Annotated in this window: 14 protein-coding genes; 10 read left to right on the forward strand and 4 right to left on the reverse strand. The window is 46.0% G+C overall.

Annotated elements, in window-relative coordinates:
* The first annotated feature begins 87 nt into the window (after positions 1 to 87).
* Entirely contained in the window at positions 88 to 1437 is a 1350-nt protein-coding gene (gene gorA / locus F0261_RS05470; protein WP_171337412.1) for a glutathione-disulfide reductase, read from the forward strand.
* A 76-nt stretch (positions 1438 to 1513) separates the two neighbouring features.
* Here the strand turns inward: gorA and F0261_RS05475 are convergent, their stop codons facing one another.
* The 3 genes from F0261_RS05475 to F0261_RS05485 form a co-directional block, all read right to left on the reverse strand.
* Positions 1514 to 3760 carry a molybdopterin-dependent oxidoreductase gene (locus F0261_RS05475; protein WP_171337413.1) on the reverse strand — a complete coding sequence of 749 codons (2247 nt, stop codon included), beginning with the start codon at positions 3758 to 3760 and terminating at the stop codon, positions 1514 to 1516.
* Between the two features lie 130 nt (positions 3761 to 3890).
* Positions 3891 to 6008 (reverse strand): TonB-dependent receptor, encoded by a 2118-nt coding sequence (locus tag F0261_RS05480; RefSeq protein WP_171337414.1) that lies wholly within the window; start codon positions 6006 to 6008, stop codon positions 3891 to 3893.
* 89 nt (positions 6009 to 6097) lie between these two features.
* Positions 6098 to 7228, reverse strand: coding sequence for a PepSY domain-containing protein (locus F0261_RS05485; RefSeq protein WP_171337415.1), 1131 nt, complete (start codon positions 7226 to 7228; stop codon positions 6098 to 6100).
* Positions 7229 to 7398: 170 nt separating this feature from the next.
* On the opposite strand from F0261_RS05485, the gene F0261_RS05490 reads away from it, so the two are divergent.
* From F0261_RS05490 to F0261_RS05525, 8 genes are all read left to right on the forward strand, one after another.
* On the forward strand, positions 7399 to 10734 hold the full coding sequence (locus tag F0261_RS05490) for an amidohydrolase family protein (RefSeq protein WP_171337416.1): 3336 nt from the start codon (positions 7399 to 7401) through the stop codon (positions 10732 to 10734).
* A gap of 237 nt (positions 10735 to 10971) precedes the next feature.
* Entirely contained in the window at positions 10972 to 11517 is a 546-nt protein-coding gene (locus tag F0261_RS05495; RefSeq protein ID WP_014977561.1) for a hypothetical protein, read from the forward strand.
* Positions 11518 to 11539: 22 nt separating this feature from the next.
* Positions 11540 to 12796 carry a hypothetical protein gene (locus F0261_RS05500; protein ID WP_014950954.1) on the forward strand — a complete coding sequence of 419 codons (1257 nt, stop codon included), beginning with the start codon at positions 11540 to 11542 and terminating at the stop codon, positions 12794 to 12796.
* A gap of 77 nt (positions 12797 to 12873) precedes the next feature.
* Positions 12874 to 14322, forward strand: coding sequence for a hypothetical protein (locus F0261_RS05505; protein WP_171337417.1), 1449 nt, complete (start codon positions 12874 to 12876; stop codon positions 14320 to 14322).
* 11 nt (positions 14323 to 14333) lie between these two features.
* Positions 14334 to 16316, forward strand: a complete 1983-nt coding sequence (locus F0261_RS05510; RefSeq protein ID WP_171337418.1) for an SUMF1/EgtB/PvdO family nonheme iron enzyme — start codon at positions 14334 to 14336, stop codon at positions 16314 to 16316.
* 125 nt (positions 16317 to 16441) lie between these two features.
* Complete coding sequence (locus F0261_RS05515; RefSeq protein WP_014977564.1) at positions 16442 to 17212, forward strand: MotA/TolQ/ExbB proton channel family protein; 771 nt, start codon at positions 16442 to 16444, stop codon at positions 17210 to 17212.
* 15 nt (positions 17213 to 17227) lie between these two features.
* Complete coding sequence (locus F0261_RS05520; RefSeq protein ID WP_171337419.1) at positions 17228 to 18286, forward strand: vWA domain-containing protein; 1059 nt, start codon at positions 17228 to 17230, stop codon at positions 18284 to 18286.
* Positions 18286 to 19236, forward strand: coding sequence for a VWA domain-containing protein (locus tag F0261_RS05525; protein ID WP_014977566.1), 951 nt, complete (start codon positions 18286 to 18288; stop codon positions 19234 to 19236). The genes F0261_RS05520 and F0261_RS05525 overlap by 1 nt, the downstream gene beginning before the upstream one ends.
* Positions 19237 to 19274: 38 nt before the next feature.
* Here F0261_RS05525 and F0261_RS05530 read toward each other — a convergent pair whose 3' ends face one another.
* Positions 19275 to 20819 (reverse strand): hydroxymethylglutaryl-CoA reductase, encoded by a 1545-nt coding sequence (locus tag F0261_RS05530; protein WP_171337420.1) that lies wholly within the window; start codon positions 20817 to 20819, stop codon positions 19275 to 19277.
* Between the two features lie 418 nt (positions 20820 to 21237).
* Here F0261_RS05530 and F0261_RS05535 point away from each other — a divergent pair, with 418 nt between their 5' ends.
* Entirely contained in the window at positions 21238 to 22491 is a 1254-nt protein-coding gene (locus tag F0261_RS05535; protein ID WP_014977568.1) for an HlyD family secretion protein, read from the forward strand.
* Position 22492 lies beyond the last annotated feature (1 nt).

The raw sequence follows: 22492 nt of genomic DNA on the forward strand, positions 1-22492 counted from the left end.
GATAGAGAATGATTTGCTGTGCGAACCTTCCGAAGGCATTTATGCTTATCGTTTACGTTCGCCTAACCGACAAAGAAGGCTTTTTGAATGACACATTTTGATTATATATGTATTGGCGGTGGCAGCGGTGGTATCGCATCTGCAAACCGTGCAGCTAAACATGGAAAGAAGGCCGCCATCATTGAAGCGAAAGATATTGGCGGTACTTGCGTGAACGTTGGCTGCGTGCCTAAAAAAGCCATGTGGTACGGAGCACAGGTGGCTGAAGCGATACATCGCTATGCACCTGAATACGGGTTCGATTTGTCGGTAAATCACTTTAGCTGGGACAGCCTAATTGCCAGCCGCCAGGCTTATATTGAGCGTATTCATGCTTCTTACGACCGCGCTCTTACCGCAAATGACGTTACCTTAATTCGCGGTTTCGCGAAGTTTATCGATAACAACACGGTAGAAGTCAACGGCGAAAAGTACACGGCTGGTCATATTACGATTGCTGTAGGCGGCCGCCCAATCATCCCAGATATTGAAGGTGCTGAGTACGGTATTGATTCTGATGGTTTCTTTGCCTTAAAAGAGCAGCCGAAACGCGCTGTCGTGGTTGGCGCAGGCTACATTGGAGTGGAATTAGCCGGCGTTCTTCACGCCCTTGGTACAGAATCGCATTTGGTAGTTCGCAAACACGCTCCGCTTAGAAATTTCGACCCTATTATTCACGAAACTTTGGTTGACATGATCCACGCTGAAGGTTGCAAATTGCACGACCATGCTAGCGTAGAGAAAGTGGAAAAAGCTGACGATGGCGAGCTATCAGTACACTTAACCAATGGCGAAGTGTTAAAAGCTGACTGCTTGATTTGGGCGATTGGCCGTAAACCCTCTACCGACAAAATTGATATTGAAAATACCGACGTTGAACTGAACGACAACGGCACGGTTAAGGTCGACAAATATCAAAACACCACGGCAAAGAATGTCTACGCGGTTGGTGATATTACCGGTGAAGCAGAGCTTACTCCGGTGGCAGTTAAAGCGGGTCGCTTGCTAAGCGAACGCTTATTCAACGGCCAAAAAAACGCTCACATGGATTACTCGCTTATTCCAACCGTTGTGTTTAGTCATCCACCCATTGGCACTATTGGCCTAACTGAGCCAGAAGCTATTGAAGAATACGGTGAAGACAACGTTAAAGTGTACACCTCTAGTTTTGCGTCTATGTACACCGCGGTAACCCGCCACCGTCAGATGACCAAGATGAAACTTGTATGCGCGGGTGAAGACGAAAAAGTGGTAGGCCTTCACGGTATTGGGCACGGCATGGACGAAATTCTGCAAGGCTTCGCCGTTGCCATAAAAATGGGCGCGACCAAAGCTGATTTTGATGCGTGTGTAGCTATTCACCCCACCAGTGCAGAAGAGTTTGTAACGATGACCTAGAGAGACGCACTCAATTGAGCGCTTTCTCACAAAAGCCGGCATTAGCTTATTAGTTAATGCCGGCTTTTTTATGTGTTTAACTTACCTTTTCTAGCTCAACGGGCACGCCATTTAGCACCGCATTTCCCGATAGTTCGTCCACCTGTAAATCGTCAGTAAGAATATTGGTGTTTACCCCAGGGTGCTGACTTGCCACAGACAACTTTATGCCTTTTTTGTTGTGCCCCCATCCATGGGGAATAGATACCACGCCGGGCATAATTGCATCTGTGATTTCAGCCTCTATGGTTAGCCGGCCAACCCGCGATTTCACACTTACTTCATCGCCATCTGTAATGCCATATTTAGCCCCGTCATCTGGATGAAGCTGCAGCGTACACCGATTGTTGCCTTTCACCATACGGGGGCTGTTATGCAGCCACGAATTATTGGTTTTAATATGCCGGCGCCCTATCAAAACGACGGACTGATTTTGCGGCGTACCATGGTTCGCTTTCCCAAAGAAATGCGCGTTAACCCTGTCTAAGTCAGACATGAAATAATCAAAGTCTAAGTGAATTTTCTTATCTTCATGGAACAAGGCATGAGGCAAAGACGGCTGTAGCGGCCCCAAGTCGATACCGTGTGGGTGTGCTTTAAGCGTATCAATCGACAACCCGCCTTCCGGGATAGCGGTTGAAGTTTCGCTTAAGTTAGCATCAGCGCCCTCTTTTTTACTTGCTGCTCGACCATAAAGACCTGCTTGCAACAAATCATCGACCACACCTTTAGGCTGCTTGTCCCAAAGCGCAGCATAGTGTGCGGTGTTTTTTCCGTTTAGCGCATCGAGCCTTTCTGCTAACGAAAGGTATATTTGCCAGTCGCTAAGCTGGTATTCGTCAATGTCCACCACCGCTTCCGAATACTTAGCGAAATTTCGCACGGCAAAGTTGTGAAAAACAATGTCGTAGTGGTCGCGTTCTAGCGCGGTTACCGGAGGAAGGATCACATCTGCATGTCGGGAGGTTTCGGTAACGTAAAAATCCACCGCAACCATAAAATCGAGTTGAGGAAATGCTTTATCAAGCTGTTCTGCATTTGGCGTAGTGACCACGGGATTACCTGCACCAATTACCATGGCCTTAATTTGTCCTTCTCCCGGGGTTAAGATTTCCTCGGCTAAACACGCCACCGGATACTCACCAGCAAACGCCGGAAGCCCTCTTACGCGAGAGGTAAATCCGCCCATGCTGCCCTTGCCTGATACAGGTAATACGTCGGCGGCTGGCTGAGTAAACATCATGCCACCCCGCTTATCTAGGTTTCCGGTGAGCATATTAAACAGCATGATGAGATACTGAGTGAGCGTACCAAACGCTTGTACGCTAGCCCCCATCCTTCCATAACAAACTGCAGACTCAGCATTGCAGAAGTCCAAAACAAGCTGAGTGATTTGTGAAGCTGTAATACCGGTGAGCTCGCTCACCTTTTGTGGTGAATAATCGCGAACGTATTTTTCGACCGCTTTTATATCCTCGGCATAAGGTAAAATTTCATCCGCCTTGTATAACTGCTTTTCAAACAATACATGCAGCATAGCTAGCAGTAACAGCGCGTCACTGCCTGGACGAATAAAGTGATGTTCACAGCTGATATCGGCAGTTTCGCTGCGTTTAGGGTCGATAACGACGACCTTCCCTCCACGTTTTTGAATGCCCTTTAAACGCTTTTTCACGTTTGGCACGGTCATAATGCTGCCATTAGAGGCCAGCGGATTCCCGCCGATGATCATAAAGTGCTGCGTGTGATCAATGTCAGGAATGGGAATTTGGGAGATATGACCAAACAGTCGTCGACTAACAATATGATGGGGCAACTGGTCAACGGAGGTAGCGGAATAGCGGTTGTGCGACTTGAGGGCACGATAGAAATACGGTCCGAATAATATTGAGCCCATATTGTGCGCATTGGGATTTCCTAAATACACACCTACCGCATTATTGCCGTGTGCCTGCTGGATGTGGTGTAAATTGTTTGCGACCAAATCAAAGGCTTCATCCCACGAAATCTCTTCCCAGGTGCAGTCTTCCAATGCACTGTCTTCCGATGCACTCGCCTCGCCGTCAATTCGTACCCTTTTTACCGGGCGCTTCAAGCGGTCAGGATCGTCGTACAAGTCTTTTAACGCACTCGCTTTCGGGCAGATATGACCTTGGCTAAATGGGTTTTCTTTATCCCCTTTTATTGACAGTATTTGACGGCCTTTCGTCGCTACCTCAATACCACACATTGCTTCACAAAGCGTACAAGTAGAATAATGCAATTGTTGTTCAGCGTTGCTCACGGTAATTCCTACACAATTCATTGTTAATGAGTTGTTACGAAATTAGCGATTATTGCTGTAATAGACAAGCATCACTGAAAGTGATGGTAGAGAGAAGGCACCTCGCCACAATTAGACGAGGTGCTATTGGTTAGAAAGAGTAAGTCACACCAAGGGTTGCTGTGGTGCCTAATCCTTTAATATTGTAGCCACCGTAGGTGTATGACTGAGCGCGCGCAGGATAGTAGTCGCTGTTAAACAGGTTTTCGACACCCATAAACGCGTTCCAGTTTTCAGCGAACTGGTACTGTCCACTTAGGTTAACAATATTATAGCTCGATATAGGTCCTTGATCGCCCACATAGTCGCCGTCAGCATTTGGCGAGAAGCGTTTACGATCACCCACATACAGATAGCTAACTGTTAACGATAAAGTGTCTGATGGCTTCCAGTTTACGTTTGCCGTTGCTTTGGGTGGACTAATTTGGCGAGAGCCAAGGTACACATCAGCTTCGGTATTTTTCCCTTCAACGTAACTATATGTGGCTATCACATTGAGCGTTTCAGAGATTCGATAGTCTACTAAGCCTTCATAACCCCAAATTTCCTGTGGTGCGCGTACAGGCTCATACACACCTGTCACTTCGTTGAAACTATTGGTCGTACCAAGTTCAGATGTACTTCTGTAAGCCGCAACTTCAAGGCGTACCTGGTCGAAAAGAGAAGTGAAACCCACTTCGTAGTTATCGATGATAGAAGCTTCCGTTTGAATAAGACCAATATCATCTACCGTTGCAGCGCGCAGTAGGCGGCCAATGTCAGCGATATCTGAACCTTGCGAGTAATTGAAAAACGGGCTAAAGCTGTCGCTCCAGTTATACTTAATTGCAATGTTATAAGTGGTTGCGTCGTAATCTATAGTGTCCCCCTTAACTTGAAGAGGAACAGAGCATTGAGTTTCAGAGCGACACAGCTTCAGTGTTTCGTAGTCATCAACCGATAAATCGATACTCTCCCTTCTCACACCTGCCTTTACAATAACGTCGTCGTGAATTACCCATTTTGTTTGTAAAAAGCCAGCTAAGCTGTCCATTTCCATTTCAGGAACCCACACGCGCCCATCAACCAGCGGTTGTGAGGTAGTGTCTTTCAGTGCGTCGATACCATAGATAAACGTGGCTTCTACGCCATCGAAATCAATGGCAGTATTAAACGTCGCGCGAGCGCCGCGCTTTTCAGAGCGAATAATAGACTGGCCGCCGTCGTAGCCTTCATCGGGGTTAGCTAAGTTAGGCGAAAAGAAGAATACGTTCTCAATATCTTGCGAGTACACATCAAGCGTCATTTCACTGTTTGCAAAGATATTGCTGTCTGTGTATTTCAAGGTGATGTTCTCATTTCCGTCAGGCCCCTGAGGTTTACCGCGTTTTTGCAGAGCTTCAGGTACGTGAATAGCGTAGGTTTTCACGCCTTCGTTGATGTCTCCGGGAACATCTCCCAAATCAGTTTTTTGTTGAGAGCTAAAGTAGTTGTAGCTAAATTGAAGGCGTTTCTCTTGATCGAAATCGTAACCAAATTTGGTAAAGTAGTTCTGTGTTTCAGCGTCTGACAGGCCGTACTGCAAACCTAAGATGTCGCCTTCTGCATCGCGCTGAACGCCGTTTTCCTCGTAACTGGCGGTAACAAGGTAATCGAAATTCTCCACCTTGCCGTTAATCGCAGCTGAAATACGCGCACCGGCTGACTCTTCAAGCTTCACTGCGCTAAAACGTGAAGACAAACTCACTTGGCCCTCATGCGTGTCTTGCGCTGTTGCTTGTTTGGTAATGTAGTTGATAATACCGCCTGACGCTCCATTGCCATAAACAGACGTAGCGCCCTTAATTACCTCAATTCTAGCAAGCGCGCTAGGGTCAATCGTTTTCACACCTAACGAGCCATTTCTAAGCGGCGTGGACTGAGGCACACCGTCAATCATCACAAGCGGAGCTCGTCCGCGCAAAGACTGGCCAGTATTGCTCGAACTACCTGTATCTGGAGCTAAGCCCGGCACCATCTGCGCTAACAAGCTCTGTAACTCGGGATTTACCTTTAGGTGATCTTCAATCTGCTTTCTTGAAATAACGGTGATTGACGCTGGTACTTCATCAATACTTTCAATAACACGACTTCCAGAAACGATAATACGTTCCATATCCTTTTGGGCATCATTAGCAAAAGAAGGCGCACTAACGGCTAAGGCAATGAGCGTAAGCGATGGTCTAAACATGAAAACTCTTTTAAGAAAATAAGGTTACGAAAGGCGCGTTATACTAAAGGTGTAGAAGAACAATGTAAAGATAATGAAAATTATTCTCATTATCTAAAGTGGCGTTTATACCAAAAGTAAAACCCTGTTATCGTAAAAAACGCAGGGAGTAATGCGATTAATAACCAGATAAATTCAAGCAATGGGCCCGCGAAATCACCAATGTGAAACTTGTATTTGAAGTTCCAAACCTGCGTCGCTACATTCGCTTTTGATGCATCGTAATAACCCGTTATTTCTCCATTTTGAGGGTTTGTCCAAACCCAGCTGTAGGCGTGAGACTCGCCGGGGTTTTGCATTCTGAAACCTATGTGTTCGCCTGAATTTTTTGGGAAGTAAATGCGAAATAGTGACGCATTGGGAAACACCGCTATGGCGTTTTGATAAGATGTATCGATAGCCACTGAAGCACTACTAGCATCGTGGGATAACGGTTCAGGTACTGGCCTTTTCTCAACTTTTGAAAAAGTAACGGTTTCCACCACCTGCTGCGTAGCGCTTTTCCAATTAAACGCCATGCCACTAAAAGCGATGAGTATTAGTGGTATAGCCAAATAAACGCCCAGCACTGTATGAAGTTGATACATGAGAATTCGAAACTTGGCGCGGCGTTTAATCGCAAGGCGTTTTATTCTATTTTTTGGCTTTACCCAAAGGTAAAAACCCACAATTACTTCAAGAAGTAGAACTAAGGCACTAACAGACACCCAATTTCTAAGTGGCCTTTCGTTGTCACCATCTTGATACAACAGCCATCGATGGATAGCCATGGTGAACCCATAAAACGTGCTGTAATAATCGTATCTATGAAGTATTTCGGTAGAGTTGGGGTTTACACTTACGTATTCGCCATTGTTGAGCTTCCCTTGCCAAGCGAGTTCAGGGTCTGACTCGGGCATTAAAAGCTCGACTTTCTGACCCGTCTCGTCTTCCAGCGCATTCACTATGTAAGAAAGGGGTAAGGGCGATTCGTGAGATTCTATGGTCCACTTCTCTGGTTGGACAAAGGTTTGGATATCTTTTGCATAAATTAGCAATGCACCGGTGATGCTAAGGCAAATAATAAATAACCCACATACCAGCGCTAATAGAAGGTGCAGTCGTCGTACCCAAAGTTTCAAAACAGCGCTCACAAATTGCGAAATAAACGCGAATAGTAACGATTCTCGAAAATTGGTCAATGAAAGTTAAACGCTAAAATCGTGCTTACAATCGCATAAGCTAAATGAATCTATCCTACTTTGCAGTAAGATTAACCTTAGTTTTACAATTCAAGAGTACGTATCTTCATGTTAAGTCATGTACTCTGATGTAGACAGAAAATAAATAACAAGCGGTTGGAAACACAATTATGATAACGACAAAGAAAAGTTTACTGGCCATCACGCTAGTAAGCGCCCTGGGCTTGGGCGTCGCACCTACTTTATACGCCCAAAACGACAGTGAAGAAAAAACAGAATCCGAGCTTGAAACGTGGGAAGTCAGCAACCCACCTTATGCATTAAACGAAGTCACTATCAAAACAAACGAAACCACGTGGTCTAGCTTAGACGTTGCACCAAACGGCGAGTTTATGGTTTTTGACATGCTGGGCGACTTGTACAAAGTGAGCATGAGTGGTGGCGATGCGACCCCGCTGACCCAAGACTTCGCATGGAATATTCACCCTTCAATTTCTCCAGACGGTAAACACATCGCATTTATCTCGGATAAAGATGGGTTAAGTAACGTATGGGTTATGGACATTGACGGTAGTAATCTTCGTCAGGTAACCAAAGAGAAAAGCAATCTTATCCACTCTCCTAAATGGAGCCCAGACGGCGAATACCTAGTGGTAACCAAAGGCATTATGTCGAGCCGCAGTATTCCGGCTGGCGAGATTTGGATGTACCACAAATCAGGTGGTGACGGCCTACAAATTAAAGCTCGTAACAGCGGAAAGCGCGACCAACAAAACATTGCTGACCCTGTATTCTCTCATGACGGCAAGTATATTTACTTTACCGAAAATACGGTTCCGGGCGCCCGCTTTGAATATAACCGCGACCCGTTAGAAGGCATTTTTGCTATCACTCGCTACGACCGCGAAACCGGCGAAGAGAGCCGCTATATTAGCGGTACGGGCGGCGCTGTGGTTCCTACGCCTTCACCTGACGGTAAATACATCGCTTTTGTGCGTCGCGTTAAAGATAGAACTGCGCTTTTCATTAAAGACATCAAGACAGGTGTAGAAACACCACTGACGTTAGAACTAGAGCGAGATATGCAGGAAGGCTTTGGTTCGGAAGGTTACTTTGCCTACTTCGACTGGATGCCAGACAGCAGCGAAATCGTATATTGGACAGGCGGTAAGTTCCACACTATCAACGTGAAAGATAAATCCACCAGCACCATGGACGTGACCGTTGAAGGCACGGTGAAATTTGCCGATGCGTTACGCTTTGACGTAGATGTCGCGCCTGATGAATTTGACGTTCGCATGATCCGCTGGTCTCAAATGTCGCCCAACGGTAAATCCGTACTCTTCCAAGCGTTAGGTAAACTTTATGTGCGCGACGTTAAATCTGGCAAAATTAAGCGTTTAACGAAACAAAACGACCATGACGAATACTATCCGCGCTTTTCTAACGACGGAAAGTCGATTGTTTATACGACATGGAATGACCAAGACCTAGGCTCCGTTCGCGTGGTTTCTGCTCGCGGTGGTAAAGGAAAGGTTATTACCCAGCAGCCAGGTCACTACATTGAGCCGTCGTTCTCTGCCGATGGCGAGAAAGTGGTTTTCCGCAAGTTTACCGGCGGCTACTTACTAGACCCAAAATACTCGGTTGAGCCAGGAATTTATGTAGCGGACCTTGAAGACGACACGGAAGAAAAAGTCTCTGAAGGCGGCTATAACGCGCATTTCGCAGGTAACGATGACCGGGTGTACTTCACCGAATCAGCGGGCGGCGAAGCTTACTACGAAACCCAGCTTTCAAGCGTTAACCTTAAAGGCAACGACAAGCGAACTCACCTTTACGGTGCAGATAAGGTAAGTGAGTACAAACTTTCACATGATAAGAAATGGGTTGCGTTTGTTTACCAGTTCAAAACGTACGTGGCGCCGTTTGTTGAAAATGGCAAGCGCATTACCATAGGCCCGAACATGACCTCACTGCCGGTAACGCAGCTTTCAAGCCGCGCGGGTGAATATTTAACGTGGTCGCCTGACAATAAAACCCTAAGCTGGTTTAACGGCCCTACGCTATTTAGCCGTTCACTTGATGAAGCCTTTGCCTTTGTTGATGGCGCTGCAGAAACCTTACCTGAGCCAGTAGCTGAAGGTATAGATTTGTCGTTCACCACTAAAGCTGATAAGCCATCTGGTTACAAAGCCTTGGTTGGCGGAAAAGTGGTAACCATGCGCGATGCCGACAATACCCAAGAGGTGATTGAAGATGGCGTTGTGCTGATTAAAGACAACCGCATTGAAGCAGTGGGTAAACGTGGCGATGTGACCATTCCTGATGATGCCATGCAAATAGACACCACGGGGAAAACCATTATCCCAGGGCTTGTTGATGCGCACGCGCACGGCTCGCAGGGCCGCAATGAGATTATCCCTCAGCAAAACTGGAGTCAGTACTCGAATGTGTCGTTCGGCGTAACAACCATTCATGACCCTTCAAACGACACGACAGAAATTTTTGCTGCGGCAGAATTACAGCGTAAAGGCGATATTGTTGCGCCACGTATCTACTCCACCGGCACGATTTTATACGGTGCAGAAGGGCTAGGTTACAAAGCGATTATCAACAATTATGAAGATGCCTATTTCCACGTAGAGCGCTTGAAAGAAGCCGGTGCTATTTCAGTGAAAAGCTACAACCAGCCCCGTCGCGATCAGCGCCAGCAAGTGCTGTGGGCAGCAAAAAATCAAGAGATGATGGTTGTGCCTGAAGGAGGCGGTAAGCTTCAGCAGAATCTGACTATGTTGGTAGATGGCCATACGGGTCTTGAGCACAGCATTCCTGTGGAAAAAGGCTACAGCGACGTCACTCAACTATGGAAAGCCACAGAGTTTGGCTATACGCCGACCTTTGTTGTGTCCTACGGCGGCATGATGGGTGAAGAGTACTGGTACGACAAAACTGAAGTGTGGAAGAACCCGCGTCTTCTTCGCTATACCCCGTCGACTATTCTAGATAGCCGTGCGATCCGCAGACCTACTGCGCCAGAAAATCAGTACAACCACCAAAACGTTGCAAGCTACGCCAAAGAGCTTCGAGATAATGGGGTCAGTGTACATATTGGTGCTCACGGACAGCGTGAAGGCTTAGCTGCTCACTGGGAGCTGTGGATCATGGAACAAGGCGGCTTTACGCCTTGGGAAGCGCTACGCGGCGGTACTATTGATGGCGCGAAACACCTAGGTATGGGCAAAGATCTTGGCAGTATCGAAAAAGGTAAACTTGCTGACCTAGTGGTGATTGATGGCGACGTATTAAGCGACATTAGAAAGAGTGAATTCGTAGAATACACTGTACTAAATGGACGCGTATACGAGTCGGCCACCATGAACGAAGTGGGCAGTAAGAAAAAACGCAAACCGTTCTTCTTTGAACAAGACAATGCCACCTTTATGCCGCAACAAACGGCAGATGATGTGGAAGCGAAAGCGCACCACTATCATTGGGAGCATTAATTCTGCGTCCAAAGGCCTGTAGCAATAAATAACATAAACTAGTAGGCCTTAATTAACCCAACGCTAAAGCCGACGAAAGCTTCCTGTTTCGTCGGCTTTTTATTTTCTGAATATGAAAACTTACCTGTGCATGTTTAAAACTGAGTTTAGTCTTAAGTAAAAGAGTGGTATAACTGCTTTAAGGATGGAGGGTAATATATGAACCACGCCAAATCAGATTAAAAGGACTTATTCGCCATGCAGTATTATTTGCCACTAGCATTACTGCTTAACGCACTCATTTTTGCTTCAGCTGGCGCTCAAACGAGCGAAGCCCCTACCTATTATCAAGATTGCGCCGTTCTCGATTTTGGCGAACAAGATCTATCTACGATGACAGAAGCGGAGAAAATACAAGCGTTAGACGACTCCTTATTTGGCGCGCTAAACCAAAGCGAAGAATGCATGAACTCAGCGGCGCAATCGAGCGCACAAAGCGTAGCTAGCGCGGCGGGTCAAGGTACAGGGCAAGGCGCTGGTGCGGGTAATACCTCGAGCACATCATCTTCGGGGGCAGGCGCTGGGCAGTCTAGCTCACAAAGCAGCACTGCGTCTCAAGAATCATCGACGAATACACAAACAACCACTTCAAGTTCTGATCCTTCAAAACAGTCTGTTGGAGGACAAGCGAAAGGTGGAAGTTCAGCGGTATGTGACGCCGTAATTGCCGGCTTGCAAGGAGCAACAACTGAGTCTGAAAAGGCGCATTTCCAAGCATTAAAAGAGCAATACGGTTGTAAATAAAAAATCAGAGGAAGGAAAGGATATGTCTTCATTTAAACCCAAGGCCCTGTTTACCGTGGTCGCAACAGCATCGTTTATACTCTTGAGCGGATGTGGCTCAACGCAGACTAATGTCACCAGTGTAGGACCATCTATGGTAGGCCCAGGGGGCGGTCAGGCGTTAGGCGCGCAAAAAAATACCTACAACTACAACTCCGAAATTTATATGGATGTTGCCATACCTGTGTTTGACCCGGGCTTTCCTACAGAACGTGATGGCACTATCGATTACGATGAAATAGAAGAGGAAGGGATTTGGCCTCAAGTGCGTCGCTTAGAAGCTAACCGCTTTGCGATAGCAACCAAAGAAGCCCTAGGTGAAACCAAATCTTTCGGCAGCATTAACGTAACGCCAGATGCTTCTGCACTTGCCGATGTTTACGTGCTGGGCAAAATTAATTACTCAGATACTGAAACTGTAGAAATTGGCGTGAAAGTGATGGACGCTAAAAACACAGTATGGGGTGAAGAAGAATTTGAATACCGCGTAAGTGAAGGCTGGTATCGCGATGCCATGTCTCGCGGCGAAAACCCTAACGGCCCAGTTTTCGAGCAAATTGCAAAATTCGTTTATGATTTGCTTATAAAGAAATCCGATGCCTACAAGCAAGAAGTGCAAATGGTGTCAGACCTGCGCTACGCACAAATGTATAGCCCTGAGTCGTTTAGCCAATACCTTACTCAAGGCAGAAGAGGTGAGATTGAGCTAGTAAGTGCGCCTTCAGATAGCGATCCAATGCTTCGTCGCGTGCGCGCCATACAGGCAAAAGATGAACAATTTATTGATAGCCTTCAAGAAACCTATGATTCTTTTTGGGTAACCACTGAAGAGCCATACCGTAAGTACCAGAAAGAGACACTTCCTGAAGCCAAGAAAATCAGAGAACTTGAAGCAGAGCGCACCACACAACAAGTCACGGCAGGGTTATTCGCAGTCGCGTCAGTGCTTTTAGGCTCTAACTCTAGCTCAACGGCTGGTCAAGTAGCCGCGGCAGGTGCTGGTATCGCTGCAATTGGCACACTGAGTGAAGCAATCAAAACTAACAAAGAGCTTCACGCCCAACGGGATCTATTCGATGAAATGGGGCAAAACCTTGATATTCAGGTAGCCGATCAAATTGTTGAAATAGACAATCAACGAATTGAGCTTCAAGGCACAGCAAGCGAACAATACTACCAGCTTCGCGCTCGCCTTAAAGATATCTATGACATGGAATCCACACCAATGACTGCGCTATAAGCCCAGTCGTTGGTGTTATCAAAACCATTAAATAAAATATCTATTCTATTGTTAAGTTAGAGAGTAAAGGGTTACGCATGCCAAGCGTTGAGCAACAAATAGAGCAAAGCAGAGCAAAGAAAAAGGCACTCATAAAAAAGTCACTGCTCGGTTTTTCACTGGTCATGTTGATAGGCGTTGCAGGCGTGCTCCTTATCTCATATATGCCTACTGTCACATCGAACGTTACGGACGCCACGGATGACACAACAGCAGTACCCCAAACCGCAAAAGCTACACCCGTTGTGGAAGTTAATGAAGAAGAACGAAAAGCCCTTCAAATGGCGCTTAGCGAGTCAAAACAAAGTGTAAACGACTTGGTTAGTCGCGTTTCGCACTCCCAGATGTTCCTAGAAAAAGCGAGTGAAGTTGAGCGCAAGTTAAATACTGCGTTTAATGAATATGGCGCATCCAACTACGGCGCAGTTATAAATGCACTGGATGATATAAAGAGCTCAGTTGACACACTAAATACTGACTACGAAAACGCCTACACTCAACCTTATGAAGACGCCCTCCTTGCCTTCAATAACGGGAATGTTTCAAGCGCGTTTAACCTAAATAAAACGTCGTTAACGATAAACCCTGATTTCGAAAAAGCTAACATTTTGCAGCAACGCATTGATGTATTTGACGAGGTGCAAGACGCCTACGAGCAGGCACGCATTGGTAAGGTCGAAAACAACATCAGCAAACAGCGCGAAGCGTACGCAAAAATAGTACAGTTAGATCCTGCCCGTAAGGACGCACAGCAAGCACTTGATGCTATTAACCGGCAATTGCAAGACAGCCGATTTGATACGCTGCTAGCTCAGGCAAATCGAGCTATCGAGCAAGGTGACTACCCTGCTGCCGCAGAATTCCTCAATGACGCCAAAAGTCTAAAAGCTTCAAGCACTGAGCTTGCCACCATTAGTAAAAAGCTCGCGTCTTTAGTTGCTTCACAAGAGCAGCAGAAAATTGAAAATCAAGTCGCCTTGTTTGTCAGCGCAGATGAATGGCAAACCGTAAAGCTGCTAGCTAATAAAGGCCTCGCTAGCTTTCCAGCCAGCCCTGCTTTACTTGAGGCAAAACAAAATGCCGAAGCCATACTCGATGCAGAAAAAAGCTTGAGCGCTTACCAAAGACGGCCAGAACGTTTATCGGATAACAACGTCAGAAATCTAGCCCTTAAAGACATTGCGCGAGCAGGTTCACATGCAGAAAAGAGCGCAAAACTGCGTGCCCAAGTATCTTCACTTGAGCAAGTGATCGACAATATCAATCAGCCCCGTTCCGTAACAATAACGTCGGATAACGATACCTATATTAAGGTACTTGGAGTAGGCCTCGTGGGGGAAGTAAAAACAAAAACCATTCAGCTGAAACCTGGTACATATCGCATTGAAGGGAGCCGCGAGGGTTATCGCTCAACCATTCAAGAGATTGTTGTTTCACCGTCAGACACCAACCTATCAGTACATGTTGTATGTACTGAAAAAGTATAAGGACCTATCTAGTGAGCAGTATTGATGACGCCATAGCCAAAGGAAAGAAGCGAAGAAAAGGCGTTGCTATAGCTTCATTAATAGGACTGGCCGCCGTTCTCGTTGTTTATTTTGGCTGGCTGTTTCTTACCAAAGGTTATGCCTTTGCAGTTTCCCCAGAACGTGCAGCACAAAATCCGCAATTTGCTGTTTTAAGTGGTAGTGCGATGTTCATCAGTGACAAGCTTTACGTATTTGGTAGCCATGCTGAAGTCCAGGTTTCGGCCCCAAAATATCAAGACGCCACGGTTGTTATTAACGACAACTCGCCAAGCACTATTAATGTTACGCTCGTTCCTTTACCGGCAAAAGTCACCCTATCAACCTCCCCTTCGTTGAGTGAAATAACCTGGCATTTAAACGCTGAGAAAGTAGCGGTATCGAGAACCTACGTAACGGAATTAAAAAAGGGCAGCTACAGAGCAAGCGCCAGTCATCCGCATTATGAAACGGGTGAGATCCAATTTGATGCAGATATCGCGCAGGAAATTGAACAAGTTATTTCACTTTCTCCAGTTAAGGGCGCAATTAGCATAAACTCAAGCCCTTCTGGTGCCAATGTTTCCCTTGACGGTAAAGATATGGGTGTCACGCCACTTTCTATTAATATGAATGGCGGTAAGTACGAAATTGTCGTGACGAAGTCAGGGCTAGAGCCATTGGAAGACACCATTGAAGTCACTAGCCAACGCCCTAACCCGACAAGAAACTATAACCTTCAACCCCTTCAAGCACAGATAACAGTTTCGACAGACCCTCAGGGCGGCGTACTTACAGTAAATAATAAACCGACTGATACAAGATCTCGTGTGGATGCGAATACGCCACATATCGTCAAGTATGAAAAAACCGGATTTATTTCACAAAGCCAGCGGATCACGCTAGCTCCCGGCGAGAACAAAGCGCTTACCTTCAACCTTCAAGAAGAGCGAGGACAAGTGAATATAAGCGCGTCGTTAAGTGCAAAAGTTTTCATCGACGGTTCATCTAAAGGTCAAACGCCGCTTAATCTAACGCTTCAAGCTTTACCGCACACAGTAACATTCGAACGTGAAGGATATCGCAGTGTTACCAAGACTATTACACCTAGTGCAAACAAGCCGGTGAAAGTACACGCTGATATGCTTACAGAGTTTGAAGCAAGACGGCGTGAAGGTAAGCCGCTTTTTGCAAATACACTGGGTATTCAACTTTCGCTTGTTACACCCAAAGCCTTCACTATGGGCTCCCCTGCAAACGAAAAGGATCGCCAGCGCAATGAAACACAAAGAGACGTATCTTTTTCGCGTAAATTCTGGATGTCTAATCACGAGATTACTCAGGCGCAGTTCGCCGCGTTCGCAGGGAAAGGCGCTAGCAGCAAGCTACCGATCACGAATGTTTCGTGGAGTGATGCGGTTGCGTTTACAAATTGGCTAAGCGAGAAGGAAGGTTTAACACCGTTTTATGTTGTTCAAAATGGCAGAGTAACCGGTATTGATAAAACCTCGAAAGGCTATCGTTTACCTACGGAAGCCGAGTGGGAATTCGTTGCAAAAATGAATCGCCGAGCATCACCAACAATCTTTGTTTGGGGTAATCAGTTTAGGCTTCGCGATAAGCAAGGCAACTTCGCTGATGCGTCGCTAAGTGGGAAACAGACCTTCATTTTAAAAGATTACGATGACGGATTTGTCGACAAAGCCCCTGTTGGTTCGTTCAAAGCTGAACGTGGTGGATTCTACGATTTAGATGGCAATGTGCGTGAGTGGGTCCACGATGTTTACCAGAATTCACCATCAAACCAGTCTGGTACTTTTGCCGACTACCTAGGCCCTGTTGGACAAGGTAAACACGTAGTAAAAGGCGCGTCGTTTCAAACGGGTCGGCTTAAAAATATTCGCGCAAGCGTGCGCAGCGGTGAGACTGAACCTGCTGACGATATAGGCTTTCGCATAGCGAGATACGAGAATTAATATGAAAAAGAAACTGATCATTGCTGCAGTATTGTTGGCCATTGCGGGCACGGCAAGTGCGTACTTTGTATCGTTAGATTCGCCGCAAGACTTTCCAACTAACATTTAACTATCAAGGAATGATGATGAATAAAGAGAATACGTTGTCAATGAACCCCAGCTTTCTTGTAAGTGGCGGGGTCTTTCTATTTATATTTGCCTTGGTACATTTCCTATTTGCCGGTGTCATTCGCCCCGCGGCCGAAAAAGTCATGGCAACGGCTGGCACAGCGTCCCTATCCTCTTTCTGGGTTATTCTTAAAGATATCGAGCAACAGGTTTGTATCTCACTGATGCTGTTTTGCATTTTCCTAATGGTTTACAAGCTTTGGAAGCTGCTGGACGAAGAAGAGATTTACTCACGAGATTTACTGCCTGAGCACAACAAAGATACGCCACTAAATGTAGATAAAGCGTTAGATGAGCTTTCGTCTTCATCTTATAGCGACACCCCCGCATACAGCACGTGGATAAACTGCATTAGACGCTTTAAAAACACACAGAACGTGCAGCATGCTGCCGATGCAATCCACGCTTCGGTAGAAAATATTGCTGCCCAGCTTGAAAGTGGTAATAACGTGATTCGCTACATAATCTGGGCTATTCCTTCGATTGGTTTCGTTGGCACTGTTCGCGGTATTGGCGCAGCCCTTGCGCAAGCAGACGCAGCTCTGGATGGTGATATAGCGGGAATGACGGCTTCGCTGGGCGTTGCGTTCAACTCTACGCTCGTGGCGCTTTTTATATCGCTTATATTAATGTTGTTAATGCACCTGTTAAATGGTCGCCAAGACACTATGGTAATTCGCACACAAGAGTCTTGTGAACACCACCTTCTGTCACACCTTCACAACTAATTAGGCGAGACAGTAATGCCTAAAGTGCGTAAAGCCGAAGACGGATTTAACCTGGCGTTTTTAGACGTTATGGCCTGTGGCCTTGGCGCGGTTATTCTTATTTTCATTCTGGTCGACTTTAAAGCGTTTACACCTACACCAACTGAAGAGAAAGAAAAATTAGAGCAAGAACTCGCCGCCGCAGAGCAAGAACAACAAAAACTCAAAAAGTCGATTGACGAGTTAAACGATAAAATTGCCCTTGAGTCAGCGAAGCAAGACGATGCTCAGCAAGCGCAAGCAGATACAACGCAAGACCAGTCAAAACTACTGCAAGATATGTCTACTGAAATGGCAGTAGTGGCTGATCTTGAAAACCAGCTAGCCGCATTGTCTAAAGAAGTAGAAAAGTCAGCCAACATTCAAATGCAAGGTACCGGCGAACAGAACTACATCACTGGCATGAAAATAGAAGGCCCGGAAATAGGTCTGCTAATTGACAAAAGTGCGTCAATGATGGGCGATAACTTGGTGGATATTTTAGGCAAGTTAGCGTTGAGTGATAGCCAGAAGGTCTCTACGCCGAAGTGGATACGCACCAAACGGGTAGCCCAATGGATGCTCGCGCGTGTTCCTTTAGAATCAAGAGTCACCGTAGTGACTTTTTCAGACACCGCTACCACACTAGGCCTTCGTGATGTAAATAGTGCCAAAGTCAGCGGTTCGATGAACGCAATAGTTAAAGACCTCGGTGCCGTCGTCCCCAATGGAGGAACAAACCTTCAAGAAGGTTTAAGCATTTTATTTAAGGCTAACCCAAACATCACCGATGTGTATATTGTCACTGATGGCCTTCCTACCTTGGGTGACGGACTACCTATGAGCTGCAAAAGCTTCATTAGTAGTAAAAAGTCAATTTCATCAGGTTGCCGTAAGACCTTATTTGTTGAAACCGTTAAGCGCGCTAAGAAAGGCGTGCATTACAATGTAATTTTGCTGCCCATTGAGGGCGATCCTTTTGCTTCACCTATGTACTGGGAATGGACCCGCGCAACAAGCGGCACTTTCCTATCACCTGCTCCGGAGTGGCCTTAATGCGCAAAATTCAACGAGCCCCCGTTGAGGTATTCAACATTGCCTTTCTCGACATAATTTCCTGTGCTTTCGGCGCCGTAGTTATGCTGGTGCTTCTGGCCAAAAACGGTACTGAAGACACCGAGCGCGGCCCTAGTAACGTAAGCGTTCTTATTGACCAGGTATTACAGGCTCAAGTTGATGTGGAAACGCTCAAAGGCGCACTGTCAGATAAGCAACAAGAACTGAAAGCAGCACAAAGCAAAACGGCTTCCGTCACGGAACAGAAAGACAATTTAGACTCATCGATACCACGCGCACAACAAACCATTAATCAACTGAAAGACAAAGCTTCGTCGCTGCGTAACGAAATACGCCAAGCAACCGCTATGTTAAATACGCCGAATCCGACAGATACCCCTGACGATGATGTTGGTGGAATTCCCACCGATGCTGAGTACGTTATTTTTGCTATCGATAACTCGGGTTCCATGTCCTCTGGCAGTGGTTGGAATCGCGTGATCACCATCGTAAACGACATTTTAAAAAACCATCCTAAAATGAAAGGTTTTCAGATTATGTCTGCTGACGGAAGCTTTATGTTTTCCAGTAGAGCTGGGCAATGGCTAGATGACAGACAAACAATGAGAGATACCGCGATGAGCCAAATGAAGAGCTTTAAAGGAGGGGCGAGTCAGCCTGAAGCGGGGATCCTTAAAGCCATCAAGCTGTATAAAAACACCAAGGGGCGCGTGAGTCTTTACGTGTTTGGTGATGATTATCAAAGGCCGAATTTAGATCAGATTGTAAGTCAGATTACCCAAGCTAACCAGGGTGCCAATGGACAGCCTGTTATTCGTATACACGGCGTAGGCTTTAGCCGAAGTAATGGAAACGCACAGCGCTTCAGTGCATTTATGCAGGCGGTGGCGAAGCGAAACCGCGGCGCTTTCATCGGCCAATATTTTTAGTCTCTATTGGCCGATGAATCGCCTCGTTGGCCAAGGTTTTATCTGTTTCGGCCATACTGTTCGTGTGACGACACCCAGTCTGACGAACTAATGGCTGATGCTAGTGATATCTCTCCAGCCAACACCACAGACGCCACAATTTCTGCAAATTTATACACGCGATCTCGCCCGTAGCAATCCAGCAACTCTAAGCACTCGCGCTGTGTACCTATTCCTGTACCACCGCCATACGTCGCTACGATGAGCGATGGAATGGTAATAGACACGTACAGGTCACCGTCGTCTGTTAATTCTGAATACATCATTGCCGCCGACGATTCAGATACGTTTGCAACATCCTGCCCTGTGGCGATAAACATAGCAGTAATACCGTTTGGTGAATGCAGACCCGTGTTATTCACACCAGACAAGAAAGATCCTACGCCAGCTACACGGCCGTGATAATCTATCTGTTTGGGGTCTACGCGCATTACTTCTAATAAATGTTCGCGTTTAATAGTGGCTTCAGCTGTCACCCGTTTACCACGGGTACGCATAATATTTATTTGAGAGGCCTTTTTGTCTGTAGCAAAGTTAGACTCAAGGTAGAAATTCTCTATCCCCTCATAATGATCAAGTATCCACCCGCATGCTGCGAAGGTAGCACGGCCAACCATGTTTTGACCCGCTGCGTCACCGGTCTTAAAGTTAAAACGCAAAAACGCAAATTTGTTCGATAGGAAATGGTCGATATACGTCAGCTTAGCAATACTTGAGGTCGCTTCTGCTTCTTCCTTAATCTTTTCAAAGTTTGCTTTAATCCATTTAACGAAATCTCTGGCACCTCGTGCATTTTCAAAAATAAATACAGGGGCTCGCTGCATAGCATCGTCGACGACCGTTGCCGTTACGCCACCGCTCATGTTAAGCAGCTTCATGCCTCGGTTGTACGATGCCACCAGCGTACCTTCGGTAGTCGCTAACGGCACGACAAACTCCCCTTGTGCATGCTCTCCGTTTATCTTCAACGGCCCTGCAATACCAATAGGAACCTGCGCCACGCCAATAAAATGCTCAATATTCCCCTTAAGCGCTTGTGGGTCGATTGAGTACTTACCTACGTGATCAATTTTCTTTCCGGTGGCGCTTTCGAAATATTCTTGGCGTGTTTTTATAATACTTTCGCCGTAGTCATCCATGTCGTCACGAGGAATAAAAGCGCTGCGTTGTCCTGGCGCAGTAATATTGTCTTCCACTTCAAATTTAAGCTTTCCAAAAGGCGAAGCAGAAAAGCAAATACCCAGTTTTCGCTTTTCTGGGCACGGCGCTTCATCAATATCTAAATGCACGGTAATGGTTTGACGCAAGCCAAAGGGCTCTCCGTCTGATTTATTTAATGCTTCTACGGAAATAGTGGAGTCGGGAGTTAACTGGAGTGAAATTTTATGCTCTGGAATTTTTTCGCCATCAAGAGATATCCACTTTACTTCTTTAATGGTTGCGTCTTTCAATCTGTTTTTCAGAGAAAAAGATAAGCCTTTATCTGTCTTCGTAAGACTTGCGCGTGTATAGAGTTGCTTTAAAAGTATGCTGGGCACAAACATGAGGCTTCCTTCTGTGTGTTTTTACCGTGTTATTTTCATATTCCTTTGTTTTTTATAGCACATTCTTTATACAGCTCTATGACTTCTTTGTATTTTACTGGCAATTATTTGTGTCTGAATCACTTCTAAATTTGAGCCAGCCGCTTTCAAAAATGCGCCAACACCAGTGAAACCGTGTGCTACTGAAATATAGACCTTAGCAGTAATTCATCAAGTTCCCAACCCACCTAAAGTGAACACCGTCACCGCAGTAATGTTGACCACAAGGTATCTGGTAGTAACAAAACGGAGGCGTCAAGGACTGTGATGCCAAGGAGAAAAAGCCTAAACGGAAGTGGCGGCCAGATACCTTTAACGTGACCCAAACAAAGTTAGATAAGCACTGCAACGCAAATGCATAAACAAAAAAGGAATGGAGATGAGAACAGGACTGTTTAGAAAGGAAGTCATTGATGAGCAATCAAATGCTGTTGATGGACGTTTTTTAATGACCCCAAAACCTGTTTATTCTGCAATAGCTGGCCTGCTTGTGGTCTGGATTTTGGCAGTGATTATTTATCTAAATACGGGAAGCTACGCACGAAAGGCATCAGTGAGTGGATGGCTGGAACCCAGTCATGGCGTTTTTAAGCTCTATGCCGATGCAAGGCGCGGCAAAGTGCTTGATGTATTGGTCAGTGAAGGTCAATTAGTGAGTAAGGGCGCGCCGCTAATTAAGATCAACTACAGTAGCGATGATGCATCAGGTAATAAAGTTAGCACGCAGTTGCTCGCTGAGCTTGAAGCAAAGCAGCATCGAACACGTCAAAGTATTCAACGTCTTGATGTGTTGCATAGAGCGCAGCGACAAGGCTTAGAAGAACAACTAAGCCAAGCCAAACGGGCATTAACGGCTTTAGACGCCATCGTTGAATTGTCGCAAACCCAGTGGGCACTAGCACTAAAGCAGTGGGAGAAAGCGCAAACCTTACTTAATCAAGGGCACATTAGCCAAGCAGACTATGAAAACCATACGCTACAAAGATTGACCGCCGAACAACAGCTTACGTTGGCCCAAAAAGACCAAAATGACGAAAAGGCGAATATCGCTGCTCTCCACCATGAACTTGCCACTTTGCCTCAACAGCAGGCCAATGAAATGGCAAACGTGGAGAACACCTTGAGCGATCTCACGCAGCAAATAGTAAGTCACAAGAGTAACGCAGAAGAAACGATTTATGCGCCTCACAATGGCGTGATATCCGGCCTTCAAGTAAAGGCGGGATATACCATCGATAGCTCTCGCCCGCTTCTTACCTTACTGCCTAAAAATGCCGACATTCAAGCGCGTATTGCAGTTCCCGTGCGGTCTGCTGGATTTTTACGCAAAGGCCAAGCCCTGCATATTCGATACGACGCATTTCCTTATCAAAAATTTGGTGTGCAGTCAGGCGAGATAGTGAACATTTCACCTTCGTTGGTGCTACCTGGTGAGCTTACCGACATCCCTATTTCTATTAGTGAACCCGCTTATCTTGTTACTGCAACGCTAAATACAAAAGAAATATTGGCTTATGGAAACAATATTTCACTGAAAGCTGGGATGACATTTTCTGCAGACGTAGATTTAAGTCAACGTACGTTGATGGAGTGGTTAATGGAACCACTGTATAGCATTACTGGGAAGCTGTAAT

The organism is Alteromonas sp. 07-89-2 (assembly GCF_013113925.1).
In the GTDB taxonomy this organism is placed as follows: domain Bacteria; phylum Pseudomonadota; class Gammaproteobacteria; order Enterobacterales; family Alteromonadaceae; genus Alteromonas; species Alteromonas macleodii.